Origin of the sequence: Micromonospora sp. NPDC048169, assembly GCF_040652815.1 — a bacterium.
In the GTDB taxonomy this organism is placed as follows: domain Bacteria; phylum Actinomycetota; class Actinomycetes; order Mycobacteriales; family Micromonosporaceae; genus Micromonospora.
In genome coordinates this window covers 254,787-275,105 of record NZ_JBEZMS010000001.1, presented here as the reverse complement: position 1 = coordinate 275,105, position 20,319 = coordinate 254,787, and the positions used below count along the sequence as shown (strand labels likewise).

Sequence of the window (20,319 nt, the reverse complement as noted above, 5' to 3'; positions counted from 1 at the left end):
TTCACCGCCCCGATTCGGGGAATGTCCAGGGGTCGGGGCGCTGCACCACCCCGCGAGGCACGAACGAGCACAGAACGAGCACAGGAGGAGCACGAATGGCCACCAGCACCCAGCCCGCCAAGGCGTCGGGTACCTACCGGATCGGTGGCGACCTGCCGGTCGACCGCCTCGGCTACGGGGCGATGCAGCTCACCGGTCCGGGGGTGTGGGGTGACCCGAAGGATCCGGCCGAGGCGGTACGGGTGCTGCGCCGCGCGTACGAGATGGGCGTCACGTTCATCGACACCGCCGACTCGTACGGGCCGTTCGTCAGCGAGCTGCTGATCCGCGAGGCGCTGCACCCGTACGCCGACGACCTGGTCATCGCGACGAAGGCCGGGCTGACCCGCTCCGGTCCGGACGACTGGCGGCCGGTGGGCCGCCCGGAGTACCTGCGCCAGCAGTGCGAGCTGAGCCTGCGCCACCTGGGCCTGGACTGCATCCCGCTCTACCAGCTGCACCGCATCGACGCGAAGGTCCCGCTGGCCGACCAGCTCGGCGAGCTGGCGCTGCTGCGGCAGGAGGGCAAGATCCGGCACATCGGGCTGTCCCAGGTCAGTGTCGAGGAGATCGAGGCGGCACAGGCGATCGCGCCGATCGTGTCCGTGCAGAACCTCTACAACCTGGCCGACCGCGGCGCGGAGGACGTGCTGGAGCACTGCGAGCGCCACGACCTGGCGTTCATCCCGTGGTTCCCGATCGCCACCGGCAGCCTGGCCCGGCCCGGCGGCCCGCTCGACGCGATCTCGACCGCGCACGGCGCCACCCCGGCGCAACTCGCGCTGGCCTGGTTGCTGCGCCGGTCGCCGGTGATGCTGCCGATTCCGGGCACGTCGTCGGTGGCGCACCTGGAGGAGAACGTGGCGGCGGCCGAGGTGGTGCTGACCGACGACGAGTTCGAGGCGCTGGCAAAGGCTGCCTGAGCGGGTCACGCACCTCCCCCGACCGGCCCCTTTCGCCGAATGTGATCGAACAACTACCGTCAGAAGGATTCTCGCGAGTGGGGGTCCGCTGTGGAGGAGTTCGACTACGTCATCGTGGGCGCCGGGGCGGCGGGGTGCGTGCTGGCCAACCGGCTCACCGAGGATCCGGGCACCCGGGTGCTGCTGCTGGAGGCGGGCGGCTGGGACCGCAGCCCGTACGTGCGCGTACCGAAGGCGTTCTCCCGGCTGATGGACGACGAGCGCACCGCCTGGCACTACCCGGCCACCACCGGGCCGGGCCGCCGGGAGATCTGGCAGCGCGGGCGGATGGTCGGCGGCTCGACGTCGGTGAACGGCATGATCTGGAGCCGCGGCGCGGCCCGGGACTGGGCCGCCCTCGAACCGCTGGGCTGGGGCTGGTCGACCATGCGGCCCGTGTTCCAGCGGTTGGAGGACCACCCCCTCGGGCCCGCGCCGCACCGGGGCACGGGCGGCCCGGTGCGGCTGTCCGTCGCCACCGGCACCGACCCGCTCGCCGAGGAGATGGTGGCCACCGGCGCCGAGCTGGGCTGGCGCCACGCCGACGACCTGGACGCCCACGACGACGAGCGGATCGGCTACCCCACCGCCACCATCCACGGCGGACGCCGGGTCAGCGCCGCCGACGCGTTCCTGCACCCGGTCCGGCGCCGGCCCAACCTGACCGTCGAGGTCGGCGCCGTCGCCCTGCGGGTGCTGGTCGAGGGCGGCCGGGCCACAGGCGTACGGGTGGCGCACGGCGGCCGGGAGGCCGAGCACCGGGCGGCGGGTGAGGTGATCCTCGCCGCGGGCGCCCTGGCCACCCCGCACCTGTTGCAGGTCTCCGGCATCGGCCCGGCGGACACGCTGCGCGCCGCCGGGGTGCCGGTGCTGCTCGACCGGCCCCGGGTCGGCGCGGGGCTGCGCGAGCACCGGTCGATGGTGCTTCAATACCGCCTCGCCGAGCCCGGCGGCCACAACATGACCATCGGCAGCCCGCTCGGGCAGGCCCGGGCGACGCTGCGCTGGCTGCTCACCCGGGGCGGGCCGCTCGCCCTGCCGGTGCTGGACGTGGCCGCCCACCTCAAGTCCCGCCCGGATCTGGACCGCCCGGACGCGCACCTGCTGATGGCGCCGTTCTCGGCCGCCCCGCCGCGGCCCGGCAGGGCGCTGGAACTCGAACGGGAGCCGGGCGTGATGTGCCTGGGCACTGTCACCCGGCCGGACAGCGAGGGCAGCCTGACGATCACCGACGCGGACCCGCGTACGCCGCCGGGCATCGTGGCGAACTACCTCGCCACCGAGCACGACCAGCGGGTGGCGGTGGACCTGTTCCGCCGGATGCGGGAGTTCTTCCGCACCGGGCCGATCGCGCGGCGGATCCAGGCCGAGACGGTGCCCGGAGCGGCGACCACCACCGACGCGGAGATCGTCGAGGCGGCCGTGGCGCGCGGCTACTGCGGTTACCACGCGATCGGCACCTGCGCGATGGGCGCCGGCGACGACCACGTGGTCGACCCGGAGTTGCGGGTACGCGGCGTGGACGGGCTGCGGGTGGTCGACGCGTCGGTGCTGCCGGTGATGGTGGCCGGCTGGACCAGCGCCCCGGTGACCGCGCTGGCCTGGCGGGCCGCCGACCTGATCACGGGACGGGACGCGGGCTGAGCGACCGGCCCGGGCCGGGTTCCGCCCGCGCCGACGCCCGGCGGGACATGCCGGGCCCGCGCGCGAACGGCGGGACGTGCCGGACCCGCGCGAACGGCGGGCCCGGCACGTGGCTCAGACCGCGAAGCAGTTCGGCTGGACCGGGGCACCGGCGAGCACCTGGCGCACCGCCGTGTAGGTGGTGCCGTCCAGCACCAGCCCGAGGTGGCCGACGACCCGCAGCGGGCACCACGCCTGCACCAGGATGTTCGTCGCGCCGTCGGCGAGCACGGCGTTGTCGACCGGCCGGACCAGTTCGTCCTGCCACGTGCGCACCGTGGCCCAGCGCACCGGGCCGGGGGTGTCGTCCCCGGCGTTGAGGTCGGCGAGGAAGCTCGACCCGATGGTCATCTGCTGGCAGGCGATCACCCCGGCGCAGCTGCCCAGCCCGAGGACGGCGACCAGGTTGGCGACGTAGGTGCCGTACTGCGGGCTGCCCAGGCTGACGTACTGGTCGACGGTGGCCGCGCCGCCGAGGTACTTGACGTACCAGCGGCTGACCAGGCCACCCTCGGAGTGGCCGACCAGGTCGACGCGGGCCGCGCCGGTGCTGGCGCGCACCCGGTCCACGTAGGACGACAACGTCCGGGCGGACTCGCGGATGTCGCCGAGACCGAGGTTCGGCAACTGGAAGATCGAGACCCGGTAGCCGTCGGCGCGCAGCCGGGCGGCGATCGGCTCGTACGCGATGGAGATTCCACTCAGGCCGCCGACCACGATCACCGGGTCGGCGGCAGCGGCGGCGGCCCGTTGCGCGGCGGTGGCGACGGTGGCCGTGTTCGACGGGGCGGCGGGTTCGGCGGTGGCGGCCTGGGCGGCGGCCGGGACGAGCAGGACGGTGGCGGCGGTGGTGGCGGCCAGGATCGTTCGGAGCAGCATGGGCTGCACCTCCGGGGGGAGGCATCCGGGCGTACCCGGGGGGGACGGGTGGGATCCGATCGATCGTGGACACGATGATGCGTGTCTGATTTCACACACGTCAATGAAAAGTTACGCGTTGGTAACCCTTGTCGCGCCCTGCGCGCAAACCGGCATGCCGGGCCGGGCTCAGTTGCCCAGCGCCTGGACCTTCGCGATTGTCTCCTGCACGTGCTGCCGGGCCGGCTCCCCGCCCTGCGCGGCCTGCGCCAGCGCCTGCCGGTAGGAGTCGATGGCGCCGATAAGCGGCCCCGCCGTGGCCCCCTCCAGCGCGCCCGCCACCAGCGCCCGCGCCTCGGCCGCGTCCTGCGCGGCGGCGGCGGTGCGCGCCTTGGCCTCGTCCAGCTTCTGTGCCGCCGCCGCCAGCCTGGCGATGATCTCCGCCGCGCTCACACGCCCTCCCCCAGCTCACCGACCCCGCGAGCCTACCGCCCCGCTCCACCCCACCGCCTTCGCGATCTTGCACTTTCCGCCCGCCCGAAAGCCACAATTGCCGCGCCCCCGGGGCCGAAACTCCATGATCGACGGAGCGGGTAGGAGGTCAGCGGAGGAGGCGGAAGAGGAGGAGATAGAGGCAGAAGAAGGACGGGGAGACCAGGGCGCAGATCACGAAACCGAGCGGCACGTACCGCCCGGGCGGCGCGTCGCCCTCCACCGCCGGGCGGCCCCAGCGGGCGAGTACCACCTGACCGGCCACGAAGGACATCAACGGGACGCCCGCGCAGGACAGCGCCGCCACCAGGTCCAGCCCGGCCACCGGCAGCGACGAACCGATGATCGCGATCAGCATCAGCAGCGAGCCGACGAGCGCGCAGCCCGCGTACACCACCACCGCCCGAGCCGGCGCGGACCAGGTGGGCAGCAGCACCGGCGTGCGGGCCAGCGCGTCGGCCTGCCGGCCGTACCCGTCGGCCTCCTCGGCGAGCCGGCCCGCCGCCGCCAGCTCCGCCGCCGGGTCACCCGCTCGCGGCGCGGGCACACCACCCGAGGGGTACGCCCCGACCTCCGGCCGCCCCGGGGCGTCGGCTGCGCCGCCGGTCACCCCGTCCCCCGGAACGGGCGCGGGATCCGGCGCTCCCCCGGCGGCCACCGCCGCCGGCACCGGCGCCTCGGCCGGGACCGAGGTCATCGGCACGCCGATCGCCTGCCCGAGCCGGTCCAGGTGCTGCCCCTGGGCGGAGAGCCGCTGCCCGAGCGAGTCGACAGCGGCCTGGAGGCCACGGCGGCGCTCCGCCTCGGCGGCGATCTCCCGCTCCCCACCCCGCTGCCGGGTGGACAGCTCCCGCAGAAGCGCCGCGTACTCGTCGAATCCGCTCATGGAACATCACTCCCGGCGGCGAACGGCACGATCAGCGCGGTGCGGTGCTCGTGCCGGTCGACGAGCAGGGCGCGGCCCTCGCGCGGGACGTACGCCAGGTCGTGCGCGCCGAGGTGCAGGCACAGGTCGGCGGCAGGCACGTTCAGCGCGACAAGGCCGGTCACGTCGTCACGGTGCCCGCTGCCGCCCAGGTCGTCGGCGAGCCGGCGCAGCCCGCGCCACCAGCCGAGCACGTGCACACCGCGCGCGGGCCCCTGGCGCAGCACGGCGCGCAGGTCGTCGTACCCGGATCGGAACGTGGCCGGGTCGGAGGCGGCGAGCGTCGTGGCGGCGGCGTCCATCCCGAACACCACCAGGTAGGTGCGCCCGGCCGCCGGGGCGTCGCCGGAGGCGGTCTCGGCGAGCTGGGCGCGCAGCGCGGCGGCGTCGAGGCGCCGGACCGGGTGCCCGGCGGCGGCGAGCGTCATGGCCAGGTCGTCGGCGGCGTCGGTGGTGCCCGGCGCCAGCGGCGCGAACAGGAACCGGGCGGTGCCGGGGGCGTGCTGGCGGGCCAGGGACAGGGCGGCCGAGCGGAGCACGTCGGCGCCGGCCGCGGCGGTGCCGACCACCGCCAGGTGCCGGCCCGGACTGGCGTCGAGCGCGAACCCCGCCGGGCTGCCGGCCACGTCGACCACGCGGCCGACGAGCGCGTACGGCGGGTCGGCGCCGGGCGTCAGCGCCACCCAGGCAGGGTCGTCGGTGAGCCGGGGCGTCTCGTGTCCCCGGAAGACGGCCGGCGGGCGTGCCCCGGCCGGGCGGGCGGCGTGCAGCTCGTGGCGCAGCGCCGCCAGGTCGGCCGAGGCGGCGTGCGCGTCCGGGAACCGCACCTCGACGTCCGCGCCGGGCGCGCCCGCGCCGGTGTTCACCACCGCGACGCCGACGGTGAGCCCGCGCGCGGCGTCGTTGCGCGGGTCCAGCACGGCGTCGCCGCCGGGTAGCGCGATCCGCAGCGGGAACTGCCCGAAGATCGCCTCGGCCCGGCCGTAGAGCGCCTCGACGCCGGTGGTGCTCTGGCTCGCCAGGACCAGGTGCAGGCCGTACGAGCGGCCCTTGCGGGCCAGCTCCTCGATCAGGTCGACCGCCTGCCGGGCCAGCGCGTCGTTGCCGGCGAACAGCACGTGGAACTCGTCGACGACAGTGACGATCCGGGGCGGCCGGGCGTTGGGCGGCAGGTCGGCGAGCCGGCTGACGCCGTGCCGCTTGAGCAGGTCGGCGCGGCGGCCCAGTTCGGCGCGCAGCTCGCGCAGGACCGCCACGCCGTACTCGCGGTCCGACTCGATGCCCACCGCGTCGGCGTGCGGCAGCCAGGACGGGTCGCGGTCGGTGGGCACGAACTCGGTGAAGCTGACGCCCTCCTTGAAGTCGAGCAGCATCAGCCGCAGCTCGGCCGGGGAGTAGCGGGCGGCCAGCCCGTAGAGCACGTCGAGCAGCAGGACCGTCTTGCCGGCGCCGGTGCGCCCGCCGACCAGCCAGTGCGGGGTGGCGTCGTCGAACGCCACAGTCAGCGGCCGGCGGCCGGCCCGGCCGAGCACGGTACGCAGCCCGGACGCGGCCGAGTCGGTCCAGCGCTGGGCCGGGAGCAGGTCGGTGAACGTGACGCCGTCCTGGCCGGCGGCCTCGGCGTACCGGCGGGCCAGCGCGGTCACAGTGGCGTGCGACGGGTCGCCGTCGAGCACCACCGGTGCGGCCAGCCCGCTGCCGTCGGCGCTGAACGGGCGGCCGGGCGGGTCTCCGACGAGGGTGTAGCGCTCGGTGACGCGAAGCTGGGTGGTGGCGCCGAGCGGCGGCGCGGCGGTCGGCCCGGCCGGTGGGTGGCCGGCGAGCAGCACGCAGACGGCGGCGGCCGGTCCGGCGTGGGTGAGCGCCGCCAGCCGGGCCAGCTCCCGGGGCGGCGGCGCGGACGCGGCGACCACCACGAGCAGTTCGCGGTCCTCCGGCGCGGACCGCTGGGCGGTACGCGCGTGCCGCTCGGCCAGGTCGAGCAGGGCTGTCGTCTCCGCCTCGGTGGTCGCAGCCGCGGCGAGCACCCCGGCGTCCTGCAGCGGGCGCAGCGGCAGGAACGCCGCGCCGAAGGCGGCCTGGTCGATGCCGGCCACCCGGATCGCGCCGGCCGGGGCGGCGGTCAGCAGCCGTACCACCACCGCCCGCAGCAGCTCGCCGACGCGCGGGTCACGGGCGTCCACGTCGACCGCCAGGTGCGCGCCCGCCCCCACCGGCACGATCACCGGGAACGTGCCGTCGACTGTGGTCGCCGCGCCGAGGCGTACCGGAACGGGGTGGGTCGCGACGCGGGCGGTGCCAGGCACCGCGGCGGCCAGCTCACCGCCGAGGCGGGCCAGCCGCGCGACCAGCTCGGGGCTGCCCACGGGCGCCGGGCCGGCGGCGCCGAGCAGCCGCCGGGCCGCCTCCCAGTGCCGCACCGCCCGTCGATGCCGATCGACCGCCTGCCGGTACGCCGCCGCGAGTCTGCCCACCGTCCGCCCTCCGACGTTTGCGATCGAGGGAACCCTAACGGACGCGCGCCACGGCGGCACGTGGCGCTCCGCACCGGGGATTCGTCCACTGTTCACCCGGCGGCGGACGGCCGCGCCGCCCGCCGTTCCCCCGGCCCGGCTTGCCTTCGGTCAGGCATCCGTGCGCACAGGAAGGCGACGACGTGACCTCCTCACCTCTCCCCCGGCGGTCCCTGCTACGCGGCGGCGTGGCCGGCGGACTCGGCATCGTGGTGGCCGGCAGTCTGGAGGCGATCGCCGGACCGGCGGCGGCCCGGCCCGCGTGCCGCCCCGCCGTCGGCTACGGCGACCTGGTGCCGGACCCGGCCGGTCTGCTGGCGCTGCCGCCCGGCTTCTCCTACACGGTCGTCGCGCAGGCGGGCGCGACGCTGCTGGAGTCCGGGCAGCCCACGCCGAGCGACGCGGACGGCACCGGCTGCTTCCGCGGCCCGCACGGCTCGGTGCTGGTGAACAACCACGAGATCGGCGGCGACGAGCCGTACCCGGTGCCGGCGCTGCCCGGTCTCACCTACGACCCGGGCGCCCGCGGCGGCACCACCACCATCGAGGTGGACCGGCACGGACGGCGGCTGCGCGAGTACGTCAGCGTGGCCGGCACGCACAACAACTGCGCCGGTGGCATCACCCCGTGGGGCACGTGGCTGACCTGCGAGGAGACCGAGCAGCGGGCCGGTGGGCGATACCTCAAGGACCACGGGTACGTCTTCGAGGTCGACCCGCACGACCGGTCCGCGAACACCGACCCGATGCCGCTGACGTTCCTCGGGCGGTACTCCCACGAGGCGGTCGCCGTCGACCCGTACACCCACTCGATCTACCTGACCGAGGACGCGAGCGGGCCGAACGGCCTGTACTTCCGATGGACGCCGCCGCCCGGTTTCCGGGCCGGCAAGGGCGCGCTGCGGGCGCTGGCCCAGCGGCCCGACGGCGGCAGCGCCGGCAGCCTCGCCGCGATGCGCTGCCTGCGCGGCGACACGCACGTCGCCGACCTGTCCGAGGCCACCATCCCGGGCACCCGCTACCGCGTCGAGTGGGTGGAGGTGCCCGACCGGGACGCCCGCACCGTGTCGGTACGCAAGCAGTTCACCGACGCCGAGGTGACCCGCAGCCGCAAGCTGGAGGGCGCCTGGTGGGGCGACGGCGGCGCGTACTTCGTGGCGAGCTACGCGCGGCACGACGACGGCAGCGCCAACGAGCACGACGGGCAGGTGTGGTTCTACGACCCGCGCCGGCAGACCGTCACGCTGAAGACCATCTTCGGGGTGAACACCGACCCGGAGGCCGACCACGGCAACTACGACGGGCCGGACAACATCACCGTCTCGCCGTACGGCGGGGTGATCCTGGCCGAGGACGGCGAGGGCGTGTCGCACCTGGTCGGCGTCACCGAGCAGGGCACTGCGTACCCGCTGGCGCGCAACGAGCTGAACGACAGCGAGTTCACCGGGCCGACGTTCAGTGCGGACGGGAAGACGCTGTTCGCCAACATCCAGTCGCCGGGGTACGTGTTCGCGATCACCGGGCCGTGGGGGCGGCCGAGCAACGGGCACCGCTGAGAAGACGCCGGCCGGCGGTTCCCGGAGAGGGGCCGCCGGACCGCCGCCAAAGCGACACGTGGACGTGACGGCGCCTCTTCAGCAATCAGATCAACTCGGCAGTCAGGGCTGAGTCCACATCTCCTGCGCTGCTTGACGCGAACGCTCGCGCAGCATCACTCGGCGGCCGGGCGGCCACTGCTGCTCCACCTGAACGCGTTGCTTCCGTGCGCGAGCGCAGCCCTGGGCAGAGACGGCCATACCCCTCCGGGCCAGTTCGGCATCGAGATCCTCAGCCAGCGTCGGTGCTGGTGTCATCGGCGCTCGCTCGCGCCGATGACCTTGGCCAGACTGACGAAGCGCTGCCATGCTGCCGGCTCGAAGGCCAAGGTTCCCCCGGCTCGATCTTTAGTGTCCCGGACCAGTACGACCTCCGCGAGATTGTCGGCGACCTCGACACAGGAGCCGCCGTTGTTGCCGCTCTTTGTGCTCTTGCGCCATTGCGCACCGGTCATGTCCATGCTCTAGCCGCTTCCCTGATCAGGTCTAGTGACTGGCTTCGGGAAAGGGAGTCGCCTCTGATGCGCTCCCATCTACGGCTGAGCGTAGCAACGGCCGCAGCCTCATTTAGGAGCTGCGCGGACGCCTGACTGTCGACGTGCGCGACATGTTCACCGGTGGGCAGTTCGGCGAGGATGAAGCCACCACCGAGCCCTGGATACATGCCGATGTCCCTCGGCACGACGTGTATCTGCACACCGGGCAGGGCTGCGCAGCGGACCAAGTGCTCAAGCTGCTCCCGCATCAGCTGACGGTCGCCGTAGGCCGACTGATGCAGCACGCCCTCGAAGATGACCGCGACGACCAGGGGCGGCCGGTCCCGGCGGAGGATCGCCTGTCGTTCGAGCCGCGAGGCGACCAACTCATCGACCTCCACCAAGGTCAGCGCCTCGCCTGTGAGTGTGGCCCGCGCGTACGCCTCCGTCTGCAACAGGCCGGGCACCCACGTGTGCTCGAACCAGCGGATCGCCACGGCATCCCGTTCCCAGTCGACCCACTCACGCAACCACGGCGGCTCGCGGCGCTTGAGGACATCAGGCCAAAGGTCCCCGATGTCCCGGTGGAGGAGCGCGGCCACCTGCGCCCGTCGGCGAGGTTGCGGAACACGTCCCGGAGAGATCCAACGGGCCGCCGTCTTCGAATCCACGCCGGTCTGAGCTGCGAGGCTCTCTGCCGTTTCGCCAGCTTCGGCCATCGCCACTTGGAGCGCGTGATTCATCCTTCCTCCCCTATAGACGTCCAGGACACCCCGACACCATACGACAACGCTGTGTATTGGTCCCGTAGCCGTCGGCAAGGTGGGGCACAGGTTGATGCCGCCGATACCCCAAGGGGGAGAGCCCGTGCCCGACGACAGGCCGAAGGCGAGGCGTGCCGGCGCACCGCCGACCGCGCCGACGAACGCTCGACCAATCAAGGCGGGAGACCTCCTGCGCCTCGACCGTGCGGCGAGCGTGCAGTTCTGCCGCCCGATCACGGTGCGCGTCATTCGGGAGATCGCCGAGCGCCACCCGTACGACGGTTGGGCGTGGATCGAGGCGTACGAGTTGAACGGCAAGGGCGTCGCGGTCGCCAAGCGAGAGCTGTTCGTGCGGCTCGCCGGGCTGCGCTGGCTTAATGCCGACGCCGGGCAGGGGGCGGCCATTGGGCACCGTGTTCGGATCGCCGCCCCGCCACGGGTGCCGGCGTGAGCACCGGCACCCGTCCGCATCTACCGATTCGTCCACTCTGGATCTGCAAGCGCTGCGCTCACCCGTGGCCGTGCGCGGAGGCCCGGCTGGCGCTGCTGACCGAGTACGCAGGTGACCGCCTCGCCCTGTCGGTCTATCTGTGCGGGCAGCTTTACGACGCAGCTCAGGAGCTGCATCGCCTCAACCCGCACGAGGCCCCGAGCCCGCAAGCGCTGTTCGCCCGCTTCGTCGGCTGGGCGCCCTTGCGCTCGCCGCCGTTGCCGTGAGGTCGAGCCCGCTAAACCTCCTAAAGGGCTCGCGCGACGGGCCGAAAAAGTTGCCGCCCCCGGCGGGGAAGCATTTCACGCCCTGTCGCGTGACCGAGCAGGGCAAGGCGTCCCCGCCAGCCCGCAATAAGCTCAATCGACAGCGAGTTCACTGGGCCGAACTCAGCGGGGACGGGAGATCGCCGTCGCCAACACCCACTCCTCCGGGTGGCGCATGTTCGCGATCAACAGACCGTGGGTCTGCCGCGCAACATACACCGTCAAGAACGCGAAGGCCGGCGATTCCTGATTGGAAGCCGCCGCCCCTTGCCAACTCGGACCACTACGGCGGCCTTCGCAGTCGTCCATAACCGCCATAGCTACGGAGCGTTCAAGTCGCCCGCAGCAACGTCATTGGTCTTCAAACTCACAGCAGTGGAGTTAGTTTACGCCCTCCGCCTCGCCGATTTCCTCCAGGAGACCTCGCCTTAACGCATCCGCGCGGATATCGAAGAGAGGCGTCAGGTTACCACCCCGACGCACCTTCCACGCGCTCCAGCCATTCATTGTTGGCTTACCGGTGACTGTCGAACCGGCAGGAGATGGGGATTCGAATACCTCGCCGCTATCCAGCTGAATATTGCCCGCCTGGTTAATTCGCGCCGTGTGCGAAACCCGCTTGTAGGTCAGATGAAGTTGCTCGCCCACGGTTAGTGCGCCGGCGGCGACAAGTCGGGCGACCGTTACACCACCGAAGTGGGCGCGGGTGCGCCTCGCAGCCCGGGACGGCACTTGCCGGACAGGCATAGTCAGCTCCGCCTGGCTGACTTCGACAGCCGTCGCTCTTATTCCGGGCGGCAGGATGAAGCCAAGATCTCCTGGGTTCCAGATGAGTTCACACAGCCGCTCGTAGAGCTGCTGTCGGACCTCAATCTCCGTTCGACCGAAACTGGGCATTGGGCGGAAAAGCCGACCCAATTCATACTTTTTGATAAACCCTGCCGTAAACGGCTTGTTCCGCTGATGCGTGGCCACATGCAGCGAAGCGGCAAGATGGTTCTGGCCGCGGTACCACTCGACTTTCTGTTCGTACGGGGCATCCTGGTAACTTGCGTTGTGCGACTTCCTTAGCAGCAGAAGCGCTCCCACCCGGTTTCGAGCGACACGGAAGGCCGCTTCCGTCTTTACCTCCGGCTGATGGCGCTCGAACTTGTTCGCCCAAATATGCTCGACCTCGAAGGGTTCATCCTTGTCCAAGTATCGCGGCATCTCGTTGGGTCGACCGCTCTCGGTCTCCACGAATGCAGTCAAGCGGGCCAGCAGGTATCTGACCTGAGGCAGGTTGTCCGCACGGAGACCGTAGCCCTTGACCCCGGTGAAATCGACGTCAAGCAGAGCGATCCGACGTCCAAGCGCCTTGGCTACACCGTCGACGTCTCGTGTCGACCGCAGGTCGAGCAGGACGGGTATGCGATCCGCCTCTACTCCGCCTAGTTTAGTAAGACGGTTGTTGACGGCCATGCGCACGAAGACCAAATCGAGATAGGCGGCGACAAGGAACGCCTTGTCCCGGAACTGAGCATCTGTGTCGTCCGGGTCGATCGCCGCCATCAGAAATGGCATCTGGTCAATTTCGTTCTTTGCGTTGTAGAAGACCGGCTCCAAACCTGGTTCGAGAGTGGCAGAGGCCGCCTTCAGCGTTGCATATCGGGTCGATAGCTTAACCAAGTCACGTTCGATGAAGCGAGCGAAGTCCGGTGCATTGATGAGGCCCATGCGGCTTGTGTGGTGCTCCTGCACCCACCCGTGAAAGGACACCGAGATGTCCGCCGCCTCATCCTCATTATGGGCATAACGGCCGATCAACAGCGACTGCAAGAATTTGGCCGCCGCCTGAGGGGCGCGATTGTCAATCCGAGTCAGGACGCGACCCCATGCATCGCCGAGTCGCGGCAGGTTATCCCGGTTACTGGCTCTTCGAAGCAGGAAACTTTTCAGAAGATCTGCGGGGCCGAGTTGCACGCCCCGATCATTCATCGTCTCGAAGATCTCCCAGCCCTGTCGGCGATCGTTGGCATTGATGCCGACGAGGCATACCCGATTCAGTAGCCAATGGATGAAGAGTGGGAGCGCCTCATCCCGGATCGCCTCCGGGAGCAACTCGTACAACTCTTGGCTTCGCTTGTACAGGTTCTCCACCGAGGGCCCAGCATCAGCTGGCGGCACGTAGGGCTTGTCCTCATAGATCGCTTCCAGCACAGGAGCTCGCTTCTCAGAGCGGATGGCATAGGCCCGCTCCCCGTACGAGGTGCCAGCGATCAAGGGCTCCAGGGCGGCGAGGTCGTTCTGATACTCCGGTCGGTCAGCATCTATCGCAAGCCGGCGAAGCTGCAGCAATAAAAGGTGAAGCGTCGTGATACGTTGCTGGCCGTCGACCAAGGCGGCGAGGTCGTCATCGCGGTAGTAGACGAATGGTCCGAGAAAGTACGGGCGGTAATGCCGAACCTCACGACGATCATCGCCCGGAGTCCAGTCCTCAATGAAGTGGCCGGTCAAATCGTCGATGAGCATCTTCACGTCTTCGCGGGCCCAGCTGTACTCCCGCTGGTAGGGGTCGAGCCGAAACTGGAACTGGTTAAACAGCTGCTGGATCGTAAAGCCGTCGCCACGGATCGGCGCTTCCGGCATGCGATCACCCTCCCCAATGCACTCAGCGTTGCCCTAGTCCGCGACTAGCTTCTAGACCGAAGGGTCTCGGCGATGGCGGCAAACTCCGCGAGAGCCGCCTGGAGGTCATCGACGATCTCCTGAGCGATCACCTCGGGCGGCAGCAGCGAGTCGGCGCCCTCCAGTGAGGCGTCCTTGAGCCAGGTGATGTCGAGGTTCACCTTGTCCCTGGCGATCAACTCGCCGTACGAGAACGCGCGGAAGCGCTCGGTCTCCACCCTCTCGGTGCGGTCCTTGCCCGGCAGGTAGCAGTCCACGAAGTCCTGGAGATGCTCGCGTCGCAGCGGGCTCTGCTTGAGCGTGAAGTGCTGGTTGGTACGGAAGTCGTACACCCAGAGCTTCTGGGTCCACGGTTCCTCACGAGCACGCTTGCGCTCGAAGAAGAGCACGTTGGCCTTCACACCGCCCGCGTAGAAGATGCCCGTGGGCAGGCGCAGCAGGGTGTGCAGGTCGTACTGCTTGAGCAGCCGGCGGCGGATGGCCTCCCCCGCGCCGCCCTCGAAGAGCACGTTGTCCGGCAGGACGACGGCAGCGCGACCGTCAATCTCCAGCAGTGAGGCGATGTGCTGGACGAAGTTGAGCTGCTTGTTGGCGGTGGTGGCCCAGAAGTCACCCCGCTCGATCTCGCGTTCTTCGCGACTGGAGCGGCCGTCCTCACCGACGACCCGTATCGAGGAGCTGCGGCCGAACGGCGGGTTGGCCAGCACGAGGCTTACCCGGCGGTCGGGCTCCTTGCCGAGCGCGTCCTTGACCGCGATGAGCGATGACCCGTTCGGGGTGCCGATGCCGTGTAGCAACATGTTCATCGCTGCGAGCCGAGCCGTACCGTCAACCAGTTCGGTGCCGGTGATCGCGCCTTGGGCGAGTCGCCGTCGCTGGTCGGGAGTGAGCGCGCTGCCGTGGTGCCGCTGAATGTGCTCGTAGGCGGCGAGCAGGAAGCCGCCGGTGCCGCAGGCCGGGTCGGTGATCGTGTCGTCCGGCGTGGGCAACATGCAGTCGACCATGGCGGCGGTCAACGCACGGGGCGTGAAGTACTGCCCCGCGCCGGACTTGGCGTCCTCAGCTCCCTTGGCGAGCAGTTCCTCGTAGGCGTCGCCCTTGACGTCGACGCCGGTCCCCGACCAGGACTCCTTGTCGATCAGGTCCACGATCAACCGCTTGAGCTTCGCGGGATCCTGAATCTTGTTCTGCGCCTTGCGGAAGATGGTGCCGAGGGTGCCGCCCTCCTTGCCCAGCCCGGTCAGGATGTGCCGGTACTGCACCTCCAGCGCGTCGCCCTCGGCATCGAGCAGGGTCTGCCAGCTCAACTCGTCGGGCACGATCTTCTCGGGCCGCATGGGCCGACGGGCCCGCTCGTCGGCCATCTTGAGGAACAGCAGATAGGTCAACTGCTCCACGTAGTCGATGGTCGAGACGCCGTCGTCGCGCAGCACGTCGCAGTAGTTCCACAGCTTCTGCACCAGCCGGCGCGAATCCATAGTGCTCACAGCGGCAGTGCCTCCTGCTGATAGTTGTCGCCGGTCACCCTGGTCGGCGGTGCCGCCAGCTCTTTCCGGGTACGCGTAGCGCGTGCTTTCTGCTTCGGCGCAACGGCTTCCCGCTCGGCCCGAATCCGGGCAAGCAACTCTGACGCCGGCTCGTCGTCTGGATCCTGCGGCACGAGCCGCCCCGCAAACGCTTCCGTCAACAGGGATGCACGCAGGCGCGTTGCCTTCTCTCGGGCCGACGACACCGCGCTCTCCATGCTGTCCAACAAGGACAGATACTCTTCCGCCACTTGGACGAGGCGGTCCTGTTCCGGTCTGGGCGGAACCGGAACGGGGAACTTCTTCATCTTGCCAAGACTGATCGATGCCAGGTTCACGCTCTGAAGCCCGTTGACCTCAAACCAACGTCGCCCGAAGCCGTTAGCGTGCCAGGCGAGCAGTTTAGGGTGGAGGACATCGCCCTTTATGCGAGCACGGAAGACATGATTCTGGTGAATGCAGTTCGGCAACTGCCCCTCCCAGATCCAGCCACGGCCCAGCTTGTCCCGATCGCCACCCTCATTCAGCAGCACGTCGCCCGGTTCGAGTCGCAGTTGATCAGCCTTCTTCGGTGACACCTTGATATGTGCCACTTCCGACAAGTCAAGGCGAGCCCGTTGCACGTTCGCCACCCGCAGGTACGGCACCTCAACAAATCCCGGGTCGGATTGACGCTTACTGTCCTTGGTCACCCCGCCGACAACCTCAGCGATCTCATCCAACCGCTTCCATTGCCAAGTATCAGGAATCGACGGCAATTCGCCGTCGTGCACCCCCGCCCACTCGGGCGGCTCAGCCAGTTCACGCGGTTCAGCGCTCCCCAACCCACCCACACCGGCGAGCAACATCACCTGGTCACGGAAACGGCTAATTCGACGGGTGATTCTGAGGAGCTGCGATAGCCCTGACCCCCACGGCGCAAGGGAGCCTTCAAGAGCAGCGATTACGCGCTTTTGCTCGACGAGCGGCGGCAGAGGTATGCGGATGACCTTCAAGCTGGCGCCTGAGATGCCAGACTGGCCCGCGGTCGTGCGTACAACTCTCCTCACGCGCGCCCGCACTAGTGGTGACTGGAAGGCATACAGTACAAATGCAGGGTCAGCAACTCTTGCATCAACCCTTACCCGGATAAGCTTGTCAGGATAGGTAAGAGCAGCAGCAATCGGCGGAACTAGGGCACAAGCTCCGACGTAATCAGCATTTCCGTTGTATCGAGTGAAAAGCAAGTCACCGGGGGCTAGGAGCGAATCGGAAGCCGCCAGATCTTCCTCGCTCATTGCGCTGTAGCGCACGTCATCTAGTTGCAGCGTGCCTGGCCGGACCGCGCTGATACGCAGGACCGGCACACCGTCCGGCTCGACTCCGGGGCGAGATACGAATATGCCGTTCTTCACTGAATCGGCGACCTCCCCGAGGGTCACCTCCGTCCAGCCCGCCGGCAACTCCGTCACGCGGACAGCTCCTCGTTCAGCTCGGTCATCAGTGGTTCGGCGCGTTCGCCGAACGCGCCCGCGTACCCGTCGATCCCACCCCGCTCGGTGAACGGTGCGCCCTCCAGGTCGTCCGGGGTGATCTCCACGCTGACCGCTATCACGTCCTTGATCCTCTCCAGCCACCACGCCTGATCGGCAGTGAACGTAGCGCCCGCCTGCTCCTGTCGGAGCAGCCACCCACGGAAGCGTTCCTCGACCAGGCTGCGGTACGGGCGCAGCTCCTGGTCCAGCCCCAACTCATACCGCACGAGGCTGACAAGATCGGTGATGCCCCGGTTGCCGGGGGCCTCGGCGGTGCGCCCGAGCAGCACGTACGACTTCCACAGCGACTCGGGCGTCCACGCCTGCGGCGGCCGGGCGATCCGCGCGGCCAGTTCCTTGAGCTGCTCGTAGCCGACTCGGCCCCGGCCCTCGTAGAAGACCTGCAAAGCGGTGATCTCGTCGCGGTGCTCCTCCAGGTAGTCGTGCCAGCTCTTGACGGTGACCTGGGCGCGTTCCTCGGCCGGCACTCCCTGCGCCGAGATCAGGCGGTCGGCGTTCACCTCGTCGATGGTGATGTCGTGGGCCCGGCGGATCTCCAGGATGCGTTCCCGCAGCGGCGGGTTCGCGGCGAGCGGGCGCAGCGCGCCGGCCAGCAGGTCCCGCACCGCAGCCGGGCCGGCCTGGGTGGCCGGGTTGAGCTGTTCCGGGGCCACCGCGTCGGTGAGGCCGCGCACGATGTCCCTGAGCGGCTGCCCGGCGAGGTCGGCCAGCTCGGCGCGTTCGTCGTCGGTGAGCTGCTGGTTGAGGCGGGACAGCCGTGAGGCGAGCGTGGCCACCTCGTCGGCGTCGGCGGTCAGCGTGCCGGCCTTGCGGAGCAGGTCGCGCAGCGAGATCTGGCGTTCGGTGTGCCGTTGCAGCGGGACCGCCTCGTCCAGGTCGGCCTCGGTGACGCCGACCGCGTCGACGATGACGAACCGGTCCTTGACCTCGGCGTCCGGCGTGACGGCCTGGAAGTCGGCGGCGTCGATGGTGCGGGCGCCGCGCCCCTTCATCTGCTCGAAGTAGGTGGAGCTGCGCACCGGCCGCAGGAAGAAGACGCACTCCAGGGGCCGGACGTCCGTGCCGGTGGCGATCATGTCCACGGTCACCGCGATCCGCAGCTCAGGGCTGTTGCGGAACGCCTGGATCAGTGTGTCCGGGTTGTCGCCCTCGCGCCGCGAGGCGTACGTGATCTTCTTGACGAAGTCGTTGCCCCGGTTGAAGACGAGCCGGACCATCTGCACGATCTCCTCGGCGTGGTTGTCGTCCCGCGCGAAGATCAGCGTCTTGGGCACTGTCGACCGTCCCGGGAAGATCTCCTCGAAGAGCTTGTCGCGGAACGTCTCCAGCACCAGTTTGAGCTGGCCCTTCGAGATCACCGACCGGCCGACCTGGCTGCCGCCGTACGTGAAGTCGTCCTCCAGCTCCTGGTAGCGCTCGGCCCGGGTGCGCCGGTCCCGCAGCGGCACGACGGTGCCGGCCTCGATGTCCGCGCCTTTCTCCGTGATCTCCGTCTTGATCCGGTAGACGTCGAAGTCGACGTTGACCCCGTCGGCGACGGCCTGCTCGTAGGTGTACTCGGAGACCAGGTTCTGCTGGAAGAAGCCGAGCGTCTGCTTGACCGGCGTGGCGGTCAGCCCGACCACGAACGCGTCGAAGTATTCGATGACCGCCCGCCACTTGCCGTAGATCGAGCGGTGGCACTCGTCCACCACGATCAGGTCGAACGTCTCCGGCGGGAGCTGCGGGTTGTAGGTCACCTCGGCCGGCTCGTCCAGGTCGTAGCTGTCGTAGTCGCGGTCGTCCAGGTCCACGTCGGGCAGCTCGACGCCGCGCAGGGCGCCGTAGAGGCGCTGGATGGTGGAGATGACCACGGCGGACGAGTCGAGCATGCCGGTGCCGGAGAGCCGGTCGACGTTGTAGAGGTCGGTGAACTTACGCCCGTCGTCGGGAGCCTGATAACCGGCGTACTCCCGCAGCGTCTGCTTGCCGAGGTTGTTGCGGTCGACCAGGAAGAGGATCCGGGCGGCGCGGGCGTGCTTGAGGAGCCGGTAGCTGGCGGTCACCGCGGTGAAGGTCTTGCCCGCACCGGTCGCCATCTGGATCAGCGACCGCGGGCGGTCCTCGGCAAGCGATCGCTCCAGTCCTGCGACGGCGTCGACCTGGGCCGGTCGCAGACCGAGCCGGTCCAGCGCCGGCATCCGCCGCAACCGGGCCCGCAGCGTCGGCGCGGCTCGGTGGTCGTCGGCCTCCCGCATCCACCGGGCGAGGGTCGTCGGCTGGTGGAAGGCGAAGACCTCCCGGGTACGCGGAAACGGGTCCAGCCGGTTGACGAAGGCGGTCTCCGTGCCGGTGGCGACGTACCCGAACGGCAACGGCTCGTCCCGCCGCCAGGCGCTGAGCTTCTGCGCCGGGGTCAGCCCGTTCAGGTAGCGGTCGAGCTGCGCCTCCACTCCGCGCGGGGCGGTACCCTCCCGCTTCGCCTCGATCACCCCGACCAGCCGCTGGTCGACGTAGAGCAGGTAGTCGGCTCGCCCGCTGGCGAGCGTCACCTCGCGGACGGCGACGCCGGTGGCCGCGAACAGGTTGATCCGGCTCTCGTCCTGCACCACCCAGCCGGCGGCACGCAACTGCCTGTCGATCTCAACCCGGGTCTGCACCTCGTTCAGCGGTTCGTGGGAGGCACGGCGCGCACGGGCGATGAACTCCTCCCGCCGGGCGGCCGAGACCCGCGCCGGCTTCCGCTGCTCGGCGGCCCGCTGCGCCTCGTGCGCCGCCGGCTCCAGGCTCGCCACCAGGGCGGCGGCCTCGCCCTGGCGGGCGCTCGCCGCGCGGACCGCCCGTTCCGCCGCCGCCTGCGCGTCGGCCTGGGCCTGCACCAGCGACGGCTTGCCGTCGAGCAGCAGCTTGGTCTGCGCCAGCTCGTTCTTGTAGCGCTCAAGCTCGGCCGCAAGCGCGTCGGCGACGCTCTGGGGCACCTGCTGAGGGGGCGGCGTGGGCGGGACGAAGCCGATCGGCGAGCGGTCGCCGGTCAGCGCGCGGTGGAACCAGACGCCCAGCTCGAAGCAGGTCCGCAGCAGCTCCAGCGCGGCGCGCACCTCACCCAGATGATCGTGTACGGCGCGGTTGCCCTGGTCACGAAGCCGATCGAACGCGCGGTAGATCTCCGGAACGAGCGTGCCGTTGGTCTGGAGCGCCTGCACGCGGTGGAAGAACTTGTCACCGTGTGGCCGTGCGTCGGTGCGGCGCACCAGATCCTTCGCCAGTTCGTCGCCGAACGCACGGAGCTTGAACATCGCCGCCTGCGCGTCGACGTACACGAGCAGTTCGGCGCCCGCGCCATACCAGACCAAGAGTGGATGATCCTTGAGGAATCCGAAGTTGGCGGACCGCTCCGCCAGCCGTCGTACCTGTCGCTGATCCACAGCTCTCCACACGCGTCACCGGGGAATGAACACGTCAGGATAGAAACGATCGATGCTTGACGCAGCACAATTGAGCGCCGGAATCAGGTATCCGACAGAATCCGCTGAGCCCTTCGTTCCCATG

General features: G+C 70.0%; 15 protein-coding genes. 5 read left to right on the top strand and 10 right to left on the bottom strand.

Annotated elements, in window-relative coordinates; all coding sequences use genetic code 11:
* Window positions 1-95: 95 nt before the first annotated feature.
* Window positions 96-962, top strand: coding sequence for an aldo/keto reductase (locus AB0D28_RS01200; RefSeq protein ID WP_357380915.1), 867 nt, complete (start codon window positions 96-98; stop codon window positions 960-962).
* A gap of 90 nt (window positions 963-1,052) precedes the next feature.
* Window positions 1,053-2,645, top strand: coding sequence for a GMC family oxidoreductase N-terminal domain-containing protein (locus AB0D28_RS01195; protein ID WP_357380913.1), 1,593 nt, complete (start codon window positions 1,053-1,055; stop codon window positions 2,643-2,645).
* Window positions 2,646-2,759: 114 nt separating this feature from the next.
* On the opposite strand, the gene AB0D28_RS01190 is transcribed toward AB0D28_RS01195, so the two are convergent.
* From AB0D28_RS01190 to AB0D28_RS01175, 4 genes are all read right to left on the bottom strand, one after another.
* The gene (locus tag AB0D28_RS01190) at window positions 2,760-3,563 is read right to left on the bottom strand and encodes an alpha/beta fold hydrolase (RefSeq protein ID WP_357380911.1); all 804 of its coding nucleotides are present in this window, start codon (window positions 3,561-3,563) and stop codon (window positions 2,760-2,762) included.
* Between the two features lie 168 nt (window positions 3,564-3,731).
* Complete coding sequence (locus AB0D28_RS01185; protein ID WP_073830945.1) at window positions 3,732-3,995, bottom strand: DUF6244 family protein; 264 nt, start codon at window positions 3,993-3,995, stop codon at window positions 3,732-3,734.
* A gap of 148 nt (window positions 3,996-4,143) precedes the next feature.
* Window positions 4,144-4,920 carry a hypothetical protein gene (locus tag AB0D28_RS01180; protein ID WP_357380909.1) on the bottom strand — a complete coding sequence of 259 codons (777 nt, stop codon included), beginning with the start codon at window positions 4,918-4,920 and terminating at the stop codon, window positions 4,144-4,146.
* Window positions 4,917-7,433, bottom strand: a complete 2,517-nt coding sequence (locus tag AB0D28_RS01175; RefSeq protein WP_357380907.1) for an FtsK/SpoIIIE domain-containing protein — start codon at window positions 7,431-7,433, stop codon at window positions 4,917-4,919. The genes AB0D28_RS01180 and AB0D28_RS01175 overlap by 4 nt, the downstream gene beginning before the upstream one ends.
* A 182-nt stretch (window positions 7,434-7,615) precedes the next feature.
* Between AB0D28_RS01175 and AB0D28_RS01170 the strand changes: the two genes are divergently transcribed.
* Window positions 7,616-9,028 carry an alkaline phosphatase PhoX gene (locus AB0D28_RS01170; protein ID WP_357380905.1) on the top strand — a complete coding sequence of 471 codons (1,413 nt, stop codon included), beginning with the start codon at window positions 7,616-7,618 and terminating at the stop codon, window positions 9,026-9,028.
* A gap of 293 nt (window positions 9,029-9,321) precedes the next feature.
* On the opposite strand, the gene AB0D28_RS01165 is transcribed toward AB0D28_RS01170, so the two are convergent.
* Both AB0D28_RS01165 and AB0D28_RS01160 read right to left on the bottom strand, forming a co-directional pair.
* The gene (locus tag AB0D28_RS01165) at window positions 9,322-9,522 is read right to left on the bottom strand and encodes a DUF397 domain-containing protein (protein WP_357381174.1); all 201 of its coding nucleotides are present in this window, start codon (window positions 9,520-9,522) and stop codon (window positions 9,322-9,324) included.
* On the bottom strand, window positions 9,519-10,286 hold the full coding sequence (locus AB0D28_RS01160; protein WP_357380903.1) for a DUF5753 domain-containing protein: 768 nt from the start codon (window positions 10,284-10,286) through the stop codon (window positions 9,519-9,521). The genes AB0D28_RS01165 and AB0D28_RS01160 overlap by 4 nt, the downstream gene beginning before the upstream one ends.
* A gap of 124 nt (window positions 10,287-10,410) precedes the next feature.
* On the opposite strand from AB0D28_RS01160, the gene AB0D28_RS01155 reads away from it, so the two are divergent.
* Complete coding sequence (locus AB0D28_RS01155) at window positions 10,411-10,758, top strand: hypothetical protein (RefSeq protein WP_357380901.1); 348 nt, start codon at window positions 10,411-10,413, stop codon at window positions 10,756-10,758.
* A complete protein-coding gene (locus tag AB0D28_RS01150; protein ID WP_357380899.1) occupies window positions 10,755-11,024 on the top strand; it encodes a hypothetical protein in 270 nt (89 codons plus the stop codon). Before AB0D28_RS01155 ends, AB0D28_RS01150 begins: the two co-directional genes overlap by 4 nt.
* 420 nt (window positions 11,025-11,444) lie before the next feature.
* On the opposite strand, the gene AB0D28_RS01145 is transcribed toward AB0D28_RS01150, so the two are convergent.
* Genes AB0D28_RS01145 through AB0D28_RS01130 form a run of 4 tightly spaced genes read right to left on the bottom strand, consistent with a single transcriptional unit; the run spans window position 11,445 to window position 20,195 of the window.
* Complete coding sequence (locus AB0D28_RS01145) at window positions 11,445-13,691, bottom strand: DUF262 domain-containing protein (RefSeq protein ID WP_357380897.1); 2,247 nt, start codon at window positions 13,689-13,691, stop codon at window positions 11,445-11,447.
* Between the two features lie 44 nt (window positions 13,692-13,735).
* On the bottom strand, window positions 13,736-15,208 hold the full coding sequence (locus AB0D28_RS01140) for a class I SAM-dependent DNA methyltransferase (protein WP_357381172.1): 1,473 nt from the start codon (window positions 15,206-15,208) through the stop codon (window positions 13,736-13,738).
* Between the two features lie 5 nt (window positions 15,209-15,213).
* Entirely contained in the window at window positions 15,214-16,707 is a 1,494-nt protein-coding gene (locus tag AB0D28_RS01135) for a restriction endonuclease subunit S (RefSeq protein WP_357380895.1), read from the bottom strand.
* Window positions 16,704-20,195, bottom strand: a complete 3,492-nt coding sequence (locus AB0D28_RS01130) for a DEAD/DEAH box helicase family protein (protein WP_357380893.1) — start codon at window positions 20,193-20,195, stop codon at window positions 16,704-16,706. Before AB0D28_RS01130 ends, AB0D28_RS01135 begins: the two co-directional genes overlap by 4 nt.
* Window positions 20,196-20,319 lie beyond the last annotated feature (124 nt).